This window comes from Streptomyces sp. NPDC127595 (assembly GCF_042671685.1).
Lineage (GTDB): Bacteria > Actinomycetota > Actinomycetes > Streptomycetales > Streptomycetaceae > Streptomyces.
Genome location: NZ_JBHXWK010000017.1, coordinates 107570 through 122696, shown reverse-complemented (window position 1 = coordinate 122696; position 15127 = coordinate 107570). Strand labels below are relative to the sequence as shown.

The 15127-nt window shown below is 70.2% G+C and carries 15 protein-coding genes; 11 read left to right on the top strand and 4 right to left on the bottom strand.

Annotated features, from left to right (window positions below):
* Nucleotides 1-4: 4 nt before the first annotated feature.
* Nucleotides 5-268 (bottom strand): hypothetical protein, encoded by a 264-nt coding sequence (locus ACFVKT_RS37445; RefSeq protein WP_385740484.1) that lies wholly within the window; start codon nt 266-268, stop codon nt 5-7.
* A gap of 316 nt (nt 269-584) precedes the next feature.
* Here ACFVKT_RS37445 and pcaC point away from each other — a divergent pair, with 316 nt between their 5' ends.
* The 8 genes from pcaC to ACFVKT_RS37405 all read left to right on the top strand — a co-directional run bounded on the left by pcaC (nt 585) and on the right by ACFVKT_RS37405 (nt 7392).
* Complete coding sequence (gene pcaC, locus ACFVKT_RS37440) at nt 585-1880, top strand: 4-carboxymuconolactone decarboxylase (RefSeq protein WP_385740482.1); 1296 nt, start codon at nt 585-587, stop codon at nt 1878-1880.
* Nucleotides 1881-1970: 90 nt separating this feature from the next.
* Nucleotides 1971-2603 carry an MBL fold metallo-hydrolase gene (locus ACFVKT_RS37435; RefSeq protein ID WP_385740603.1) on the top strand — a complete coding sequence of 211 codons (633 nt, stop codon included), beginning with the start codon at nt 1971-1973 and terminating at the stop codon, nt 2601-2603.
* 111 nt (nt 2604-2714) lie between these two features.
* Nucleotides 2715-3494 carry an exodeoxyribonuclease III gene (locus tag ACFVKT_RS37430; protein ID WP_385740479.1) on the top strand — a complete coding sequence of 260 codons (780 nt, stop codon included), beginning with the start codon at nt 2715-2717 and terminating at the stop codon, nt 3492-3494.
* A gap of 132 nt (nt 3495-3626) precedes the next feature.
* A complete protein-coding gene (locus tag ACFVKT_RS37425; protein WP_385740476.1) occupies nt 3627-4067 on the top strand; it encodes a DUF6278 family protein in 441 nt (146 codons plus the stop codon).
* 108 nt (nt 4068-4175) lie between these two features.
* Complete coding sequence (locus ACFVKT_RS37420) at nt 4176-4919, top strand: amino acid ABC transporter ATP-binding protein (protein WP_385740473.1); 744 nt, start codon at nt 4176-4178, stop codon at nt 4917-4919.
* 16 nt (nt 4920-4935) lie between these two features.
* Entirely contained in the window at nt 4936-5853 is a 918-nt protein-coding gene (locus tag ACFVKT_RS37415; RefSeq protein WP_385740470.1) for a glutamate ABC transporter substrate-binding protein, read from the top strand.
* A gap of 7 nt (nt 5854-5860) precedes the next feature.
* Nucleotides 5861-6505, top strand: coding sequence for an amino acid ABC transporter permease (locus ACFVKT_RS37410; protein ID WP_385740467.1), 645 nt, complete (start codon nt 5861-5863; stop codon nt 6503-6505).
* On the top strand, nt 6502-7392 hold the full coding sequence (locus tag ACFVKT_RS37405; RefSeq protein ID WP_385740464.1) for an amino acid ABC transporter permease: 891 nt from the start codon (nt 6502-6504) through the stop codon (nt 7390-7392). The genes ACFVKT_RS37410 and ACFVKT_RS37405 overlap by 4 nt, the downstream gene beginning before the upstream one ends.
* Before the next feature lie 49 nt (nt 7393-7441).
* Here ACFVKT_RS37405 and ACFVKT_RS37400 read toward each other — a convergent pair whose 3' ends face one another.
* Both ACFVKT_RS37400 and ACFVKT_RS37395 read right to left on the bottom strand, forming a co-directional pair.
* On the bottom strand, nt 7442-9016 hold the full coding sequence (locus ACFVKT_RS37400; RefSeq protein WP_385740461.1) for a CocE/NonD family hydrolase: 1575 nt from the start codon (nt 9014-9016) through the stop codon (nt 7442-7444).
* A 116-nt stretch (nt 9017-9132) separates the two neighbouring features.
* Nucleotides 9133-9891, bottom strand: coding sequence for a hypothetical protein (locus tag ACFVKT_RS37395; protein WP_385740458.1), 759 nt, complete (start codon nt 9889-9891; stop codon nt 9133-9135).
* Between the two features lie 104 nt (nt 9892-9995).
* Here ACFVKT_RS37395 and ggt point away from each other — a divergent pair, with 104 nt between their 5' ends.
* Nucleotides 9996-11801, top strand: a complete 1806-nt coding sequence (ggt, locus tag ACFVKT_RS37390; RefSeq protein ID WP_385740455.1) for a gamma-glutamyltransferase — start codon at nt 9996-9998, stop codon at nt 11799-11801.
* A 46-nt stretch (nt 11802-11847) separates the two neighbouring features.
* On the opposite strand, the gene map is transcribed toward ggt, so the two are convergent.
* On the bottom strand, nt 11848-12615 hold the full coding sequence (gene map / locus ACFVKT_RS37385) for a type I methionyl aminopeptidase (protein ID WP_385740452.1): 768 nt from the start codon (nt 12613-12615) through the stop codon (nt 11848-11850).
* Between the two features lie 32 nt (nt 12616-12647).
* Here map and ACFVKT_RS37380 point away from each other — a divergent pair, with 32 nt between their 5' ends.
* Together ACFVKT_RS37380 and ACFVKT_RS37375 are read left to right on the top strand one after the other, a co-directional pair.
* The gene (locus tag ACFVKT_RS37380) at nt 12648-12902 is read left to right on the top strand and encodes a helix-turn-helix domain-containing protein (RefSeq protein WP_385740449.1); all 255 of its coding nucleotides are present in this window, start codon (nt 12648-12650) and stop codon (nt 12900-12902) included.
* A 174-nt stretch (nt 12903-13076) separates the two neighbouring features.
* A complete protein-coding gene (locus ACFVKT_RS37375) occupies nt 13077-15086 on the top strand; it encodes a hypothetical protein (RefSeq protein WP_385740446.1) in 2010 nt (669 codons plus the stop codon).
* Nucleotides 15087-15127 lie beyond the last annotated feature (41 nt).

The following is a 15127-nucleotide window of genomic DNA, read 5'->3' as shown; positions in this document are numbered from 1 at the left end:
CCACTCACGACGGCCTCCAGCCCAACTGCCGGTTGTGGACCTCGATATGGGCGTACGCGTCCGTTTCGACTCGGTGAGCCGGTCCATGAGGGAGGGGCGGCCCGCTCCGCGTCAGGGCGTGGGAGGCCGCTGCGGGGAGCGGGGAGCGGGGAGCGGGGAGCGGGGAGCGGAGAGTGAGGAGGGTGATCTTGCTGGGGACGCGGGTGTCGCCGCCGCGTTCGAGCAGCAGATGGCGGTTGCGCAGCGGCTCCCAGCCCAGCTCGTCCATCAGGTAGACCCAGCCCTGGGCCTCGCTGTAGTACGCGGCCCCGTCCCGACCGCCAGCGACTACACCCGCACTCTGTACGGGTGCGCACCTGGCGGCCGGCTCAAGAAGACGACCGGCCGGACGGTGCCGTGCGGACGGACGTACGACTATGACCTGCGCGCGGCCGCACAACCACCTCCACCGACCCGACACGCGGTGCTGCAGGTGTCCTGAGTGCATTTCCCTGCCTGCCCCCGCTTGTGGCGGACCGGTGTGGGCGGCGTGCACAAGCAGGGCCTGTGTCCGCCCCCACAGGGACGGAAGTTAGCGTGGAACGGTGAGTGAGACGACGACCCCTGCCCTCCAGTACCGCTTCGACGGCCCGGAAGACGCCCCGGTCCTCATCCTTGGACCCTCGCTCGGCACCACCTGGCACATGTGGGACCGGCAGGTCCCGGAGCTGGCCAAGCACTGGCGGATCTTCCGCTTCGACCTGCCCGGACACGGTGGTGCGCCCGCCTACCCTGCGGGTTCGGTCGGCGAGGTCGTCGAGCGGCTGCTCACCACGCTCGACGGGCTCGGCGTGCAGCGCTTCGGTTACGCGGGGTGCGCGTTCGGCGCCGCCGTCGGGATCGAGCTGGCGTTGGGCCACCCGGAGCGGATGGCCTCGCTCGGCGTGATCGCCGCCTCGCCGCGCTTCGGAACGGCGGACGAGTTCCGGCAGCGCGGTGTGATCGTACGAACGAACGGGCTCGACCCCATCGCCCGGATGTCGCCCGAGCGCTGGTTCACGGAAGGTTTCGCCGCCACCCAGCCCGCGATCACCGAGTGGGCCGTGCAGATGGTGCGCACCACCGACCCCGGCTGCTACATCGCCGCCTGCGAGGCGCTCGCCGCGTTCGACGTACGGGCCGAAGTCGCCCGCATCGGGGTGCCGACCCTCGTCCTGGTGGGCTCCGACGACCAGGTCACCGGGCCCGCCGAGGCCCGCACCCTGGTCGCCGGGATACCGGACGCCCGGCTCGCGGTCGTACCCGGCGCCTCGCACCTGGTCCCCGTGGAACAGCCCGCAGCGGTCACGGACCTGCTGGTACGGCACTTCAGCAGCGCCTGGCAGCCCGCCTTCGATTCGGCGACCGGCCAGACGGCGATCCCGGCGGCCCCGGTGAAGCCGGTCCTCGTCCCGCCGGCTTCGGGGGCCCCGGTGGCCGAGATCGCGGCGCCCGTCGCGCGGGCCGAGACGCAGGGGCGGCCCGACCCGTACGAGGCCGGGATCAAGGTGCGCCGCGAGGTGCTCGGCGACGCGCACGTGGACCGGGCGCTGGCCTCGGCGGACGAGTTCTCGGGGGACTTCCAGGAATTCATCACCCGGTACGCCTGGGGCGAGATCTGGGACCGGCCCGGGCTCGACCGGCGCTCGCGCAGCTGTGTCACGCTCACCGCGCTGGTCGCGGGCGGCCACCTCGACGAGCTCGCCTTCCACGTCCGCGCCGCCCTCCGCAACGGCCTCACCCCGGTGGAGATCAGGGAAGTGCTCCTCCAGGCGGCCGTCTACTGCGGAGTACCGGCCGCGAACAGCGCCTTCAAGGTGGCCCAGCAGGTCATCCGCGAAGAGACCACACCCCAGGAATGACCGCCCCGTGATCTTCAGCCGGGCAGTAGGACCACCAGTCTGAGCAGGCCGTCGGGGGGCCGGCGGGGGCACGATGGAACCATGACGCTGATGAAGTTCACCAAGAAGTCGCACGCCTGCGTCCGCCTGGAGAAGGACGGACGCACACTCGTCATCGACCCGGGCGCCTTCAGTGAGGAGGACGCCGCGGTCGGCGCGGACGCGATCCTGATCACCCACGAGCACGCCGACCACTTCAGCGAGGAGCGGCTGCGGGCCGGTCTTGAGGCCAACCCGGGCGCCGAGATCTGGACGCTGAAGTCGGTCGCCGACAAGATCGCGGCGGCCTTTCCGGGGCGCGTGCACACCGTCGGCCACGGCGACACGTTCACCGCCGCGGGCTTCGACATCCAGGCGCACGGCGAACTGCACGCCGTGATCCACCCGGACATCCCGCGCATCACCAACGTCGGCTACCTCGTCGACGGCCGCGTCTTCCACCCGGGCGACGCCCTCACCGTCCCCGACCACCAGGTCGAGACGCTGCTGCTCCCCGTCATGGCCCCCTGGAGCAAGATCTCCGAGGTCATCGACTACGTGCGCGAGGTCAAGCCGCAGCGCGCGTACGACATCCACGACGCCCTGCTCACCGACCTCGCCCGGCCGATCTACGACAACCAGATCGGCGCCCTGGGCGGCTCCGAGCACGTGCGGCTCACGCCGGGGGCGTCGGCGGAGGTCTGAGCCGCAGGAGACGGGCGGGTCGCCTACGCACAAGGTCACGCACGCACAAGGCCACGCACCCGCAAGGCGCCGCCGGGCCCGTTGTCGTACCCGCCCGGTAGGTTGTGAGCCATGCGTATCGCCACCTGGAACGTGAACTCGATCACCGCCCGTCTCCCGAGGCTGCTGGCCTGGCTGGAGAGCAGCGGCACGGACGTGCTGTGCATCCAGGAGACCAAGACCACCGCCGAGCAGTTCCCCGCGGACGAGCTGCGGGAGCTGGGCTATGAGTCGGCGGTGAACGCCACGGGGCGGTGGAACGGCGTGGCGGTGGTCTCCCGAGTGGGCCTCGAGGACGTCGTCAAGGGCCTCCCCGGCGACCCCGGCTTCGACGGCGTCCAGGAGCCCCGCGCGGTCTCCGCGACCTGCGGCCCGGTCCGCGTCTGGTCGGTGTACGTGCCGAACGGACGCGAGGTGGACAACCCCCACTACGCGTACAAGATCCAGTGGTTCGAGGCCCTCAAGGCGGCGATCGCGGGCGACGCGGCGGGCAGCCGGCCCTTCGCGGTGCTGGGTGACTACAACGTGGCGCCGACGGACGAGGACGTCTGGGACATCACTCTCTTCGACGGCGCCACGCACGTCACGCCGGCCGAGCGTGCCGCTCTCGCCGCCCTGCGCGAGGCGGGCCTCTCGGACGTGGTCCCGCGCCCCCTCAAGTACGACCACCCGTTCACCTACTGGGACTACCGTCAGCTGGGCTTCCCGAAGAACCGCGGCATGCGTATCGACCTGGTCTACGGGAACGAGCCGTTCTCGAAGGCGGTCACCGACGCGTATGTGGACCGCGAGGAGCGCAAGGGCAAGGGTGCGTCGGATCACGCACCGGTCGTGGTGGACCTCGACGTCTGAGGGGAGGCGGTCGGTGAACTTACTTGGTCCGGGGCCCACTTGGAACGCAGCCCCACACAGGGGAACGTCTCTCGAACAGGCGACCCCGCGCGCCTGTGGTGCCCGGCCCGGCGTGAATGACACGCTGGGCTGATGAACATCCCTTTTCTCGGCAATTGGCGCAAGAAGCGTGGCGCAGCGTTCGGCGTCGCGGTGCTCTCCGACGGCGCGGCCGACTCCGAGGGTGTCGCCGAACTCCTCGCCGAGTGTGATCTGCTGCGCTCCCAGGCGGAGTTGGCGGGGGTCGAACTCGACGACTCCGTGGCCTCGTTGGAGGCGCTCGACCAACTGCTGCCGCGCTGGCGGGACGACGAGGAAAGCCTGCCGTGGCTCGGCAACGACGCGGGTCTGTACGTCGGCACGGTGATCGTGCGCACCGTCCCCGGGGCCGTCTGGCAGGTCTGGCCCAACGGCCATCCCGTGGTGCTTCTGCCGTCCGGCCGGGAGATCGACGTGGTCGCCTCCGGACAGACCTGGGCGTCCAGCGGCGAGCCCGAACTCTCGCAGCTCTACGCCGAGGTGTCGGAGGGCTAACCGCACAATACGGCTAATGCCTGAAAAGTGCGTGTCGAGCAATAAGTCCGTTCTTGTCCCGATAGTTTGCGGCAACTGCGACACAGCTGAGAGTGGGTAGGGCCGGGCATGGCTGTCGATCCGTTGATCGAGCTGCATGACGTGAACAAGTACTTCGGGGAGTTGCATGTCCTTCAGGACATCAACCTGACCGTCGGCAAGGGGGAGGTGGTCGTCGTCATCGGGCCGTCGGGGTCGGGTAAATCGACACTGTGCAGGGCGATCAACCGGCTGGAGACCATCGCGTCGGGGACGATCAAGCTCGACGGCAAGCCGCTCCCGGAAGAGGGCAAGGCGCTCGCCCAGCTCCGCGCCGAGGTGGGCATGGTCTTCCAGTCCTTCAACCTCTTCGCTCACAAGACGGTTCTCCAGAACGTCTCGCTCGCCCAGACCAAGGTCCGTGGCCGCAAGCGGGAGGACGCCGACAAGCGCTCCCGTGAACTCCTGGACCGGGTGGGCCTCGCCGATCAGGCCCTGAAGTACCCGGCACAGCTCTCCGGCGGACAGCAGCAGCGCGTGGCCATCGCCCGCGCCCTCGCCATGGATCCCAAGGCCCTTCTCTTCGACGAGCCGACCTCGGCGCTCGACCCCGAGATGATCAACGAAGTCCTCGAGGTCATGCAGCAACTCGCGCGTGACGGTATGACGATGGTCGTCGTCACCCACGAGATGGGCTTCGCGCGCTCCGCCGCCAACCGCGTCGTCTTCATGTCCGACGGCCGCATCGTCGAGGACCGCACCCCGGAGGAGTTCTTCACCAACCCGCGCAGCGAGCGCGCCAAGGACTTCCTCTCCAAGATCCTCAAGCACTGAGCGGGGAGCGCACCGCATGATCCGTACCTCACGTGTGTGCCGCGCCCTCACGGCGCTCACGGCACTCATCGCCACGGCGGTGGCCTGCGGCAAGGAGGGCAGCCCGCCCACCAAGGGACCCGCCGCCGGGAAACTGCCCAACTACCAGGTGACGCAAGGCTTCCAGCTCCCCTCTTCACCCACCTGGAAGCGTGCCGAGAAGCGCGGCTACTTCACCGTGGGCGCCAAGGAGGACCAGCCCTACCTCGGCGAGAAGGACCCGGCGAGCGGCGCCTACTCCGGCTTCGACATCGAGATCGCCAAGATGATGTCGGCCTCACTCGGATTCGCCCCGGGGACCGTCCACTTCAGGACCATCGCCTCGGCGAACCGCGAAACCGCGCTGCAGAACGGCCAGATCGACTACTACGTCGGCACGTACACCATCAACGACCTGCGCAAGAAGCTCGTCGGCTTCGCCGGCCCGTACTACATGGCCGGTCAGTCCCTGCTGGTACGCACCGACGAGAACGACATCCACGGCCCGCAGGACCTCGCGGGCAAGACCGTCTGTTCGGCGGCCGGCTCGACCCCGTACCAGCGGATCAAGGCGGACTACCCGAAGGCGAAGCTCGTCTCGTACGACACCTACTCGGTCTGCGTCGACAACCTGCTCACCTACCAGGTCGACGCCGTCACCACCGACGACGCCATCCTGATCGGCTACGCGGCGAAGGTGCCCGACGAACTCAAGGTCGTCGGCAAGCCGTTCTCCGAGGAGCCGTACGGCATCGGCGTACCGCGCGGCGACAACGCGCTGCGGTTCGCGCTCGACGACGCATTGGAGGCCCGCGAGAAGAACGGCGACTGGAAGAAGGCGTACGAGGCGACGCTCGGCCTGTCCGGCGTGCCCGCGCCCACCCCGCCCAAGATCGACCGCTACCAGGGGAGTTGAGGGCGTCGTGAACGTACTGACAGACAACTTCTCCACCTTCGGCGACGGTTTCCTCGGCACCGTCGAACTCACCTTCTATGCCTCGCTGTTGGCCCTGGCCCTCGGCTTCCTGACGGCCTCCTTCCGGGTCGCGCCGGTCGGCTCGCTGCGGGCCCTCGGCACGGCGTGGGTGACGGTTCTGCGCAACACCCCGCTCACCCTGCTGTTCTTCGCGGTGCTGCTGGGCCTGCCGCGCTTCGGACTCGTGCTGCCCTTCGAGGTGTTCGCGATCCTGGCGCTCGGCTGCTACACCTCGGCCTTCATCTGCGAGGCGCTGCGGTCCGGCATCAACACCGTCCCCAAGGGGCAGGGAGAGGCGGCTCGCAGTCTCGGGATGACGTTCAGCCAGACGCTGTCCCTGGTCGTCCTGCCGCAGGCCTTCCGGTCGGTGATCCCGCCGGTCGGCTCCACCCTCATCGCGCTCGCCAAGAACTCGGCGATCGCGGGGGCGTTCAGCGTCACCGAACTCCTCGGCACCTACAAGACCCTCAGCGAACTCGGCTACAACATCGTCTGGACCTTCGTCTGGATCGCCCTCGGCTACCTGATCATCACCCTCGCCATCAGCGCGGTCTTCAACGTCCTCGAAAAGCGCTGGGGAGTCGCCCGATGACCGCCACCGCCACCGAATCCACCGCCCTCTACGACATCCCGGGGCCCAAGACCCGCGGGCGGCACCGGATGTACGGGGCCCTGTCCACCGCCGTGATCCTCGGGCTCATCGGCTGGATCCTGTATCTCCTGTTCGACACCGACCAGTTCACGTACACCAAGTGGATGCCCTTCGAGTACAAGGGAATTCAGGAGCTGCTGCTGCGCGGTCTGGGCAACACGCTCAAGGCCTTCGCACTCGCCGCCGTGCTGTCGCTGGCGCTGGGCACCGTGCTCGCGACGGGCCGGCTGTCCGATCACGCCCCGGTGCGCTGGGTTTCGACTCTCCTCGTCGAGTTCTTCCGCGCCATGCCCGTACTGGTGATGATCTTCTTCATCTTCGTGGCGCTCAAGGTGCAGCCGCTGCCCGCGCTGGTCACCGGGCTGACGCTCTACAACGGCTCGGTGCTCGCCGAGGTCTTCCGCTCGGGCGTCAACTCCGTCGAACGCGGCCAGCGGGAGGCGGCGTTCGCGCTCGGCATGCGCAAGACCCAGGTGATGTCGTACGTCCTCGTGCCGCAGGCCGTACGGTCCATGCTGCCCACCATCATCAGCCAGTTGGTGGTGGCCCTGAAGGACACCTCGCTGGGCTATCTGATCACCTACGAGGAGTTTCTCCACGCCGGCAAGCTCATCGCGTCCAACCTGGACTACGATTTGCCGTTCATCCCCGTGGTGATGGTGATCTCGCCGATCTACATCGGGATGTGCATGCTGCTCAGCTGGTTCGCCCAATGGGTGTCCCGGCGGGAGCAGCGCAGTCCCAAGACCGAGGCCGTGGATGTGGCACCGGCCGAACCAGGGACGCTGCTGCCGGGTGGGGGTCCCCCCACAGCCCCGAGGTTGTAGGGGGAGCAGCAGCTCACGGGCCCTCAACCCGCCCGGCAGCAGCCGGAGATCACTGCTTGCGCAGGGGCACGGACACATACGACGGGTCGTGCCCCGGCGAGGAGAAGGTCAGCTGCGCGCCGGACGGGTTGTGCTCGATGTAGAGAGGGTCCACCGTGTCGACGACCAGGGCGAGCCGATGCCCTGCCGGGACGTCGTAGGCCGTGGAGAACAGCTCCAGGTCCACGCCGAACGGCTTGTCGGGCGTCTGCCCGTGGAAGGTGTACGGCGCGTTGCTGACCAGCTTGCCGAGGCCGAGCGGACCCACGTCGTAGAGGTACGCGACGAGGGTTCCGCTCTCCTTGGTGCCGGTGACCGTGGTGTGCAGTTTGACGGTGCCGCGGACCTGTTGGGCGCTCCCGTACCTCTCCGACTGCCACACGGCCGCCCAGCGGCGCGGGAGCAGCGGGATGGACGCCGTCGGGGGCAGCTGGGCGAGCTGGTCGAGGATGCTGGAGAGGAAGATGACTCCGCCGTTCGCGCCCGAGTCGACGTTCGTGCGGATCGTGGTCGTGCCCGCGAGGGCGATCTTCTGCGTGGTCGCGCCGACCGACTTCCAGTCCGGGTAGCCCTCGTAGCCGCCGGTGGAGCGGGACTTGAGCTGGACCGGCTGCTCGCCGTCGATGCCGTTGTCCTCGCCCTTGAGGTAGTGGTCGAACCAGCGGCCGGTGTCGGTCCACACGTCGTTGGGGACCCCGAGGAGGCCGGGAATCTCGGCGGTCGCGTGGTCGCCCGGGCGGAACTCCAGGCGCTTCGGGCCGGTCAACTGCTCGAAGAACCTGGCGTATTCGTTGGGCGGGAAGATCGTGTCGCCCCAGGTGTTGGCCATCATGATCGCGGCGCCGTTTGCGTTGATCTCGTCGACGTAGGCGTTGGGAGAACGTTTCTTCCCCCAGGCGATGATCTCCTGCTCCCTGGAGAGGTCGGAGGCGAAGAAGTCCTTGAACACCTGCTGGAGTTCGGCGCTGGGGCGCCCGGTGAGCGTGCCGGCGCCGTCCAGCAGGGCGGCTGCCTGGACGTGCTGGGTGCGGCCCGAGTAGATCGATTCGATCAGGTCCGCCCAGCCGCTGAGCGAGGCAACCGCCTTGATCCGCTTGTCGTGTGCGGCGGCGAGCAGACTGATGCCCGCGCCGTACGACATGCCCGCCATGCCGACCTTCCCGGCGTCGGCCGGGGTGTTCGCGAGCGCCCAGTCGATCACCTTGGACACGTCGGCCATGTCCGGTGGGCCCGCCACTTCTATCTCCCCGCCGGACTGCCAGAAGCCGCGGACGTTGTAACTGACCACCACATAGCCGGAGTCCGCCAGCTTCTGGGCCTGGGCGAGGTACTCGACCTGGGGCAGGCCCCAGCTGGTGGGCAGCACGATGAGCGGGTAACCGTGGGAGCCGGCGGCGCCCGCCGGCATGACGACGTTGGCCTTGAGGAGGGTGCCGCCGTCTCCGGTGATGTCTACGAAACGGACACCCGCCGTGCCGGAGGAGGCCTGGGCGGCGGGGGCCAGGCCGAGGGTGGTGCCGGCGATCAGGGTCGCCGAGACGACGCCGGCGGCGGTCGTACGCAGGGCTTTGCGCGGGTGTCCCACGGGCCACTCCTCACACGTGCGGGTGGAAAGTGACCCGACAGTAACCTCGGCGGCTTACCGTAAGTAACCCGCCGGTAAGTTACGCGCGAGTAACGATTGTTGAAAGGTGATGAAATTCAGGAGGCGCGGTGCGAGTTCCGTGCCGCGGTCGCCTCCGGCAGCGGGGCCTGTGCCGCGCGCGTCACATCCGCGACGAGCTCGACGACATCGGGGCCGTACGCCTGGGAGTTGATGACCTTCAGGAGGAGGACGAAGGAGTTGTTGCCGTGCTTGCGGGCCAGTCGCTCGTGGTTGCGGGCCAGGTAGCGGGTGGCCGCCTGGTTGGTGATCGCGCGCTGGCCGCAGAACAGGAAGACGGGCCGGGACAGGCCGGGCTGCCCGGCCGTGAGCCGGGCGAGCAGCACGTACTCGGTCACGCCCTTCTCCATGCGGTAGCGCTCGCTGCCGACCTGGAACGCCAGCCGGTCCGGGACCGGTTCAGGGTCGGTGTTCACGCGTACCCCGGGCAGCATGGCCTGCATATGGGCCGCCATGCGCCGGTTCGACCCGGGGCCGCCGACGCAGAACTCCGTACGCTCCCCGAAGCCCTGCCGGGCCGATTCATGAGTGATCACCTGGGCGTTGGAGCCGCAGTCCTTGATGAGCGCGGCGAGTTCCAGGAGTGCGAACACGTCGTAGCGGTGCACCGCGAGGTCGGCGCTGCCCGCGTCGCGGTTGACCACCAGCAGCGACTCGGAGTTGGCGGGCAGCCCGAAGAAGGCCTGCTTGCGGCGGAGCTTGCGCTTCCACAGATAGGTCCGTGCGACCCAGCCGAGCGCGGCGCTGATGCCGGCGGCGAGCACGCCAAGGACGATGTTGCGCACGTCGTCAGTCATGGGCGCGCATGCTAGCGGGAATGCGCAATGGTGTTCGAGGGGTTCCTGACGTGAGCACCGTGCTGAAGTTACGCTGCGCGGAAAGTTGTTGACTGGAGGTACGGATGCGTCGCCCTGTTGTGCGGAATCTGGCGGTCTTGGCGGTTTCGGCCGCGGTGGTGTCGGTCGGTGCAGCGGCGCCACCGTCCGCCACAGGCGGTGCGCCCGCCCCGGAGAAGGTGCCGGTCGCCGTCGGGTACGGCGGTGCGGTCGCCAGTGTCGACGCGGACGCCTCCGCCGCCGGGATCGAGGTGCTGAAGAAGGGCGGCAACGCGGTGGACGCGGCGGTCGCCACGGCGGCGGCCCTCGGTGTCACCGAGCCCTACTCGTCGGGTATCGGCGGGGGCGGCTACTTCGTCTACTACGACGCCAAGTCCCGCAAGGTGCACACCATCGACGGCCGGGAGACCGCGCCGCTGACGGCCGACTCCGGGCTGTTCCTGGAGAACGGGCAGCCGATCCCCTTCGCCGACGCCGTCACCAGCGGCCTTGGCGTGGGTACGCCGGGCACGCCCGCGACATGGCAGACGGCACTGGACAGCTGGGGCAGTGAGCGGCTGAGCACCGTGCTCAAGCCCGCTGAGCGCCTCGCGCGCGACGGCTTCACGGTCGACGCCACCTTCCGCTCGCAGACCGAGTCCAACCAGGCCCGGTTCAAGAACTTCCCGGACACCGCCGAGCTGTTCCTTCCGGGCGGCGCGCTCCCGGTGGTCGGCTCGACCTTCAAGAACCCCGATCTGGCCCGTACCTACCAGGAGTTGGGCAGGAAGGGCGTCGAGGAGATCTACGACGGTGAACTCGGCCAGGAGATCGTCGACACCGTGAACAACCCGCCGGTGGACCCGAGTTCCGGCTACAACGCCCGCCCGGGTGAGCTGTCCCTCGACGACCTCGCGGCGTACGAGGCCAAGCGGCAGGCGCCCACGAAGACCTCGTACCGCGGTCTGAACGTCTACTCGATCGCCCCGTCCTCCTCGGGCGGCACCACGGTCGGCGAGGCGCTCAACATCCTTGAGAAGACCGACCTTTCGAAGGCGAGCGAAGCCGAGTACCTGCACCGCTACATCGAGGCGAGCCGGATCGCGTTCGCGGACCGGGGGCGCTGGGTGGGCGACCCCGCCTTCGAGGACGTACCGACGAAGGAACTGCTGTCGCAGAAGTACGCCGACTCGCGCGAGTGCCTGATCAAGGACGACGCGACCCTGACGAGCCCGCTCGCGCCGGGTGACCCGCGGAACCCGGCGGCCTGCTCGACGGCCGGAGAGGCGGCCCCGACGACGTACGAGGGCGAGAACACCACGCACCTGACGGTGGCCGACAAGTGGGGCAACGTCGTCGCGTACACCCTGACCATCGAGCAGACCGGTGGCAGCGGAATCACGGTCCCGGGTCGCGGCTTCATCCTCAACAACGAGCTGACGGACTTCTCCTTCACCCCGGCGAGCCCGAGTGTGCCCGACCCGAACCTGCCGGGTCCCGGCAAGCGGCCGCGCTCGTCGATCTCGCCGACGATCGTCCTCGACCAGCACAACAAGCCGGTCGTGGCGCTCGGTTCGCCCGGCGGCGCGACCATCATCACGACCGTGCTGCAGACCCTGACGGAGTTCGTGGACAGGGGCCTTCCGCTGGTGGACGCGATCGCGGCGCCGCGCGCCAGCCAGCGCAACCAGACCACCACCGAACTCGAACCTGGCCTGTGGAACAGTCCGTTGAAGGCCCAGCTCGAGTCCGTCGGACAGGCCTTCCGGCAGAACCCGGAGATCGGCGCCGCGACCGGCGTACAGCGGCTGCCCAACGGACAGTGGCTCGCGGCGGCGGAGACGGTACGGCGGGGCGGCGGTTCGGCGATGGTGGTGCGCCCGGCGTCGTAGCGGCGAGGAGGCGGACGGCCCGGTCGTCCGCCTCACCGGACGTGGGTCAGCGTGCCGTCAGGATGCGCGGGCCCGAGTCCGTGATCGCCACGGTGTGTTCCGCGTGGGCCGCGCGGGAGCCGTCGTTCGTGCGGAGGGTCCAGCCGTCGGGGGCCTCGTGGTAGCCGTCGGTGCCGCCGCCGATGAGCATGGGCTCGATGGCGAGGGCCATGCCGTGGCGGAGCGGGAAGCCGCGGCCGGGGCGGCCCTCGTTCGGGACGGACGGGTCCTCGTGCATGTGGCGGCCGATGCCGTGGCCGCCGAAGCCCTGCGGGATGCCGTACCCCGCGGCGCGGCACACGGTGCCGATGGCGTGCGCGATGTCCCCGATGCGGTTGCCGACCACGGCGGCCGCGATGCCCGCCGCGAGGGCGCGCTCGGTGGCCTCGATGAGGCGTACGTCGGCGGCGCGCGGCGTTCCGACGGTGAAGCTGATCGCCGAGTCGCCCACCCAGCCGCCCAGTTCGGCACCGAAGTCCATGGAGACCAGGTCGCCGTCGCGCAGCCGGTAGCCGGTCGGGATGCCGTGCACGATCGCGTTGTTCACGGACGCGCAGATGACCGCCGGGAACGGAGTCGTCGCGAACGAGGGGCGGTAGCCGAGGAAGGGGGAACTCGCCCCCGCGTCGCGCAGGACCTGGTGCGCGATCTCGTCCAGTTCCAGCAGCGAGACCCCCACGTCGGCGGCCTCCCGCACTGCCGTCAGGGCCCGGCCCACGACCTGGCCCGCCTCGTACATCTCGTCGATCGATGTGTCCGTCTTCAGTTCCACCATGCCAATTACTATACCGGTATTAGAATGCGGTCATGGTCCGTAACCCCTTGACCCCCGAAGAGCGTGAACGCGGCGAGCGGCTCGGGCGTCTGCTGCGTGAAGCCCGCGGCGGCCGGAGCATGGCTCAGGTCGCCGCCCATGCCGGGATCTCTGCCGAGACCCTGCGCAAGATCGAGACCGGGCGGGCCCCCACCCCCGCCTTCTTCACCGTGGCGGCGCTCGCGCGGGCGCTCGGGCTGTCCATGGACGACCTCGCGGGAGAGTGCGCGTTGCTGGCCGCGATGTGACCGGGTTGGCTGTCGTCGGGCCTGTGAGGGCCCCCGACTCCCCGCCGGATCACCTCAACTCCCGGTGGGGTCACAGGACTCTGCGTCCGGTCCGAAAACTACTCGTAGCCGTTCCGTAACACGGAGGGTGTTTTCTACCGGATCAGAGCACTCCATTCTCGCGGGAGTTGTGTGATGGCTGTGGAACAACTCCCGGTTCAGGTGGGGGAGTTCGCAAGGTTTCTGAACACGCTGATGGAACGGCTCGACCAGGGCGGCGGCTGGTGCGGAGTGTTCTGGCAGCGCGATCCCGACGGTATGCGGGCCTGCCTGGGCGGGTGGGAGGTGCCGCCCTGGGACGTCGTGGAGGCGCTCCTCCAGGACGTCGCGGCTGAGTACGGCGACCGCGCCGCCGCCCGCGAGACCGAGCGGGCCCGCGCCCTGCACGGCGCCTCGCTCGCCGCGTACGACGCCAGGCCGGGCGGCCGCGACGCCCTCACTGACCGTCTCGATGTCGTCCTCCGCGAACAGCGCTACGCCGCGGAGCGCCAGGCGGAGCTGGGCCGGCTGCTCCGCTCGGCCGCCTCGCAGGAGGAGGCCGACTCGATCCGCCTCGACCTCGCCTGGGCCCACGACGACCACGAACGGGCGACCGCCCGCTGCGCGGAGATCCGCCGCCGCATGGACGACATCGACCGGAGCGCGCTCCAGCCGCACTCCCGGAACGCACCGAACCTCGGGATGTGGGAGCCCGAGGACGGGGCGGAGCCGTCCGATGGCGCCACTGCCGGGGAGGGCGCTGCGGACCAGTCGGCCGAGGCGAGCCGCGGGGGGCTGGGCCCGGGCCGGGCGGCCCGCCGTCGCGCGAGGGTCCCCGAGCAGTCGGGCCCGCGGTCGCCGTCCGCGGACGATGGGGTGCCCGGCACGAGAATGCCCGACACGAGAATGCCCGACACGGGGATGGCGGACGACGGGATGCCGGACGACTGGGCGATCCCGGGGGCGCCCTCCCCGGGCACCGCGCGCCCCACCTCGAACACCGCTGCCGGGGCGTATCCGGACGAGTACGCCCCGGAGTACGCCCCGCGCGCCCGGCGTGAAGGCGCGTACCTCGCCGACGGCTCAAGCCCCGGCGCGCACAGCCGGCGCGACGGCGCGTACGCACCCACCGCTCCCCGCGACGGCGGCATGCACGCGCCTGACGCGCACCGAGACCGCGACGGCGCGTACGCACCCACGGCTCCCCGCGACGGCGGCACGCACGCGCCTGACGCGCACCGCGACCGCGACGGCGCGTACGCACCCACGGCTCCCCGCGACGACGGCATGCACGCCCCTGACGCGCACCGCGACCGCGACGGCGCGTACGCCCCCGCCGGGCAACCCGAGGGCACTCACACGCCCGGCGCACAGTCCGACGGCCCCCAGCCCCCCGCCGAGGACCGCACGCCCCCCGCCACCAAGCAACGCTCGAAGCGCCGCTCCCGAGGCAGCGCGCGCTTCGCCGGAATGATGGAGCCGGAGGCGGAGACGGGCCCCTCGGGCGCTCCCGAGACGGTGGCGCCCGCCGCGCCCACCCCGGCCGCGAAAGGCGGCCGTACCCCCCGTGGGGCCCGTTTCGCCGGAGCCGCCACTCAGAAGGAAGCGGTGCAGCCACAGCGGGTCCCGCTGGACGACGAGGCACGCCAGGAGACCGTCGAGACCGTGCGGGCGCTCCTCCGGCTCCGGAGCGAGCACCGCAGCGGTGAGGCGCACGCCCTCCTCGTGGAGGCCGCGTACTGGCCGGCCCCCCGCTTCCCGCTGCTCGCCGCCGAGCTGCACCGCGCGGGCCTCGACGCCGACTGGGCCACCCTGCTGTGGGAGGCCGCCTCACTGCCCGCCGACCGGCTGGTCTCCGCCGCGGACGCGCTCGTCGCGGCGGGCCGCACGGCCGACGGGCAGCAACTGCTGCGCCAGGGCGTCGCCCGCCCCGCGCCGGAGATCGGCGCCGCCGTACTGGGCCTCGCGGAGGAGGGCCGCCACCGGGAGGCCCGCGCTCTCCTCGGCGCGTACGTACGGATGCGCACCCCGGAGGAGACCGCCCGCAGCGTGGAATCGGACCCGCAGCGGCTGGTGCCACTCCTCCTGGAGGCCGCCAAGGGGGTCTCCGAGGAGCGCCACCGGGATCTCGTGCACGCCCTCCGCGTCGCCGGGTTCACCACCTGAGCGGTCGCGCGCGCTCACCCACAAGAGGTGCGAAACGTGAT

Bases quoted from the DNA above. Each gene is read 5' to 3' on its own strand.
- ACFVKT_RS37425 (WP_385740476.1), top strand. From the start codon at position 3,627: ATGAACATCCCTTTTCTCGGCAATTGGCGCAAGAAGCGTGGCGCAGCG.
- ACFVKT_RS37445 (WP_385740484.1), bottom strand. From the start codon at position 268: ATGGACGAGCTGGGCTGGGAGCCGCTGCGCAACCGCCATCTGCTGCTC.
- ACFVKT_RS37420 (WP_385740473.1), top strand. From the start codon at position 4,176: ATGGCTGTCGATCCGTTGATCGAGCTGCATGACGTGAACAAGTACTTC.
- ACFVKT_RS37375 (WP_385740446.1), top strand. From the start codon at position 13,077: ATGGCTGTGGAACAACTCCCGGTTCAGGTGGGGGAGTTCGCAAGGTTT.
- ACFVKT_RS37430 (WP_385740479.1), top strand. From the start codon at position 2,715: ATGCGTATCGCCACCTGGAACGTGAACTCGATCACCGCCCGTCTCCCG.
- ACFVKT_RS37415 (WP_385740470.1), top strand. From the start codon at position 4,936: ATGATCCGTACCTCACGTGTGTGCCGCGCCCTCACGGCGCTCACGGCA.
- ACFVKT_RS37435 (WP_385740603.1), top strand. From the start codon at position 1,971: ATGAAGTTCACCAAGAAGTCGCACGCCTGCGTCCGCCTGGAGAAGGAC.
- ggt (WP_385740455.1), top strand. From the start codon at position 9,996: ATGCGTCGCCCTGTTGTGCGGAATCTGGCGGTCTTGGCGGTTTCGGCC.
- ACFVKT_RS37380 (WP_385740449.1), top strand. From the start codon at position 12,648: ATGGTCCGTAACCCCTTGACCCCCGAAGAGCGTGAACGCGGCGAGCGG.
- map (WP_385740452.1), bottom strand. From the start codon at position 12,615: ATGGTGGAACTGAAGACGGACACATCGATCGACGAGATGTACGAGGCG.
- ACFVKT_RS37405 (WP_385740464.1), top strand. From the start codon at position 6,502: ATGACCGCCACCGCCACCGAATCCACCGCCCTCTACGACATCCCGGGG.
- ACFVKT_RS37395 (WP_385740458.1), bottom strand. From the start codon at position 9,891: ATGACTGACGACGTGCGCAACATCGTCCTTGGCGTGCTCGCCGCCGGC.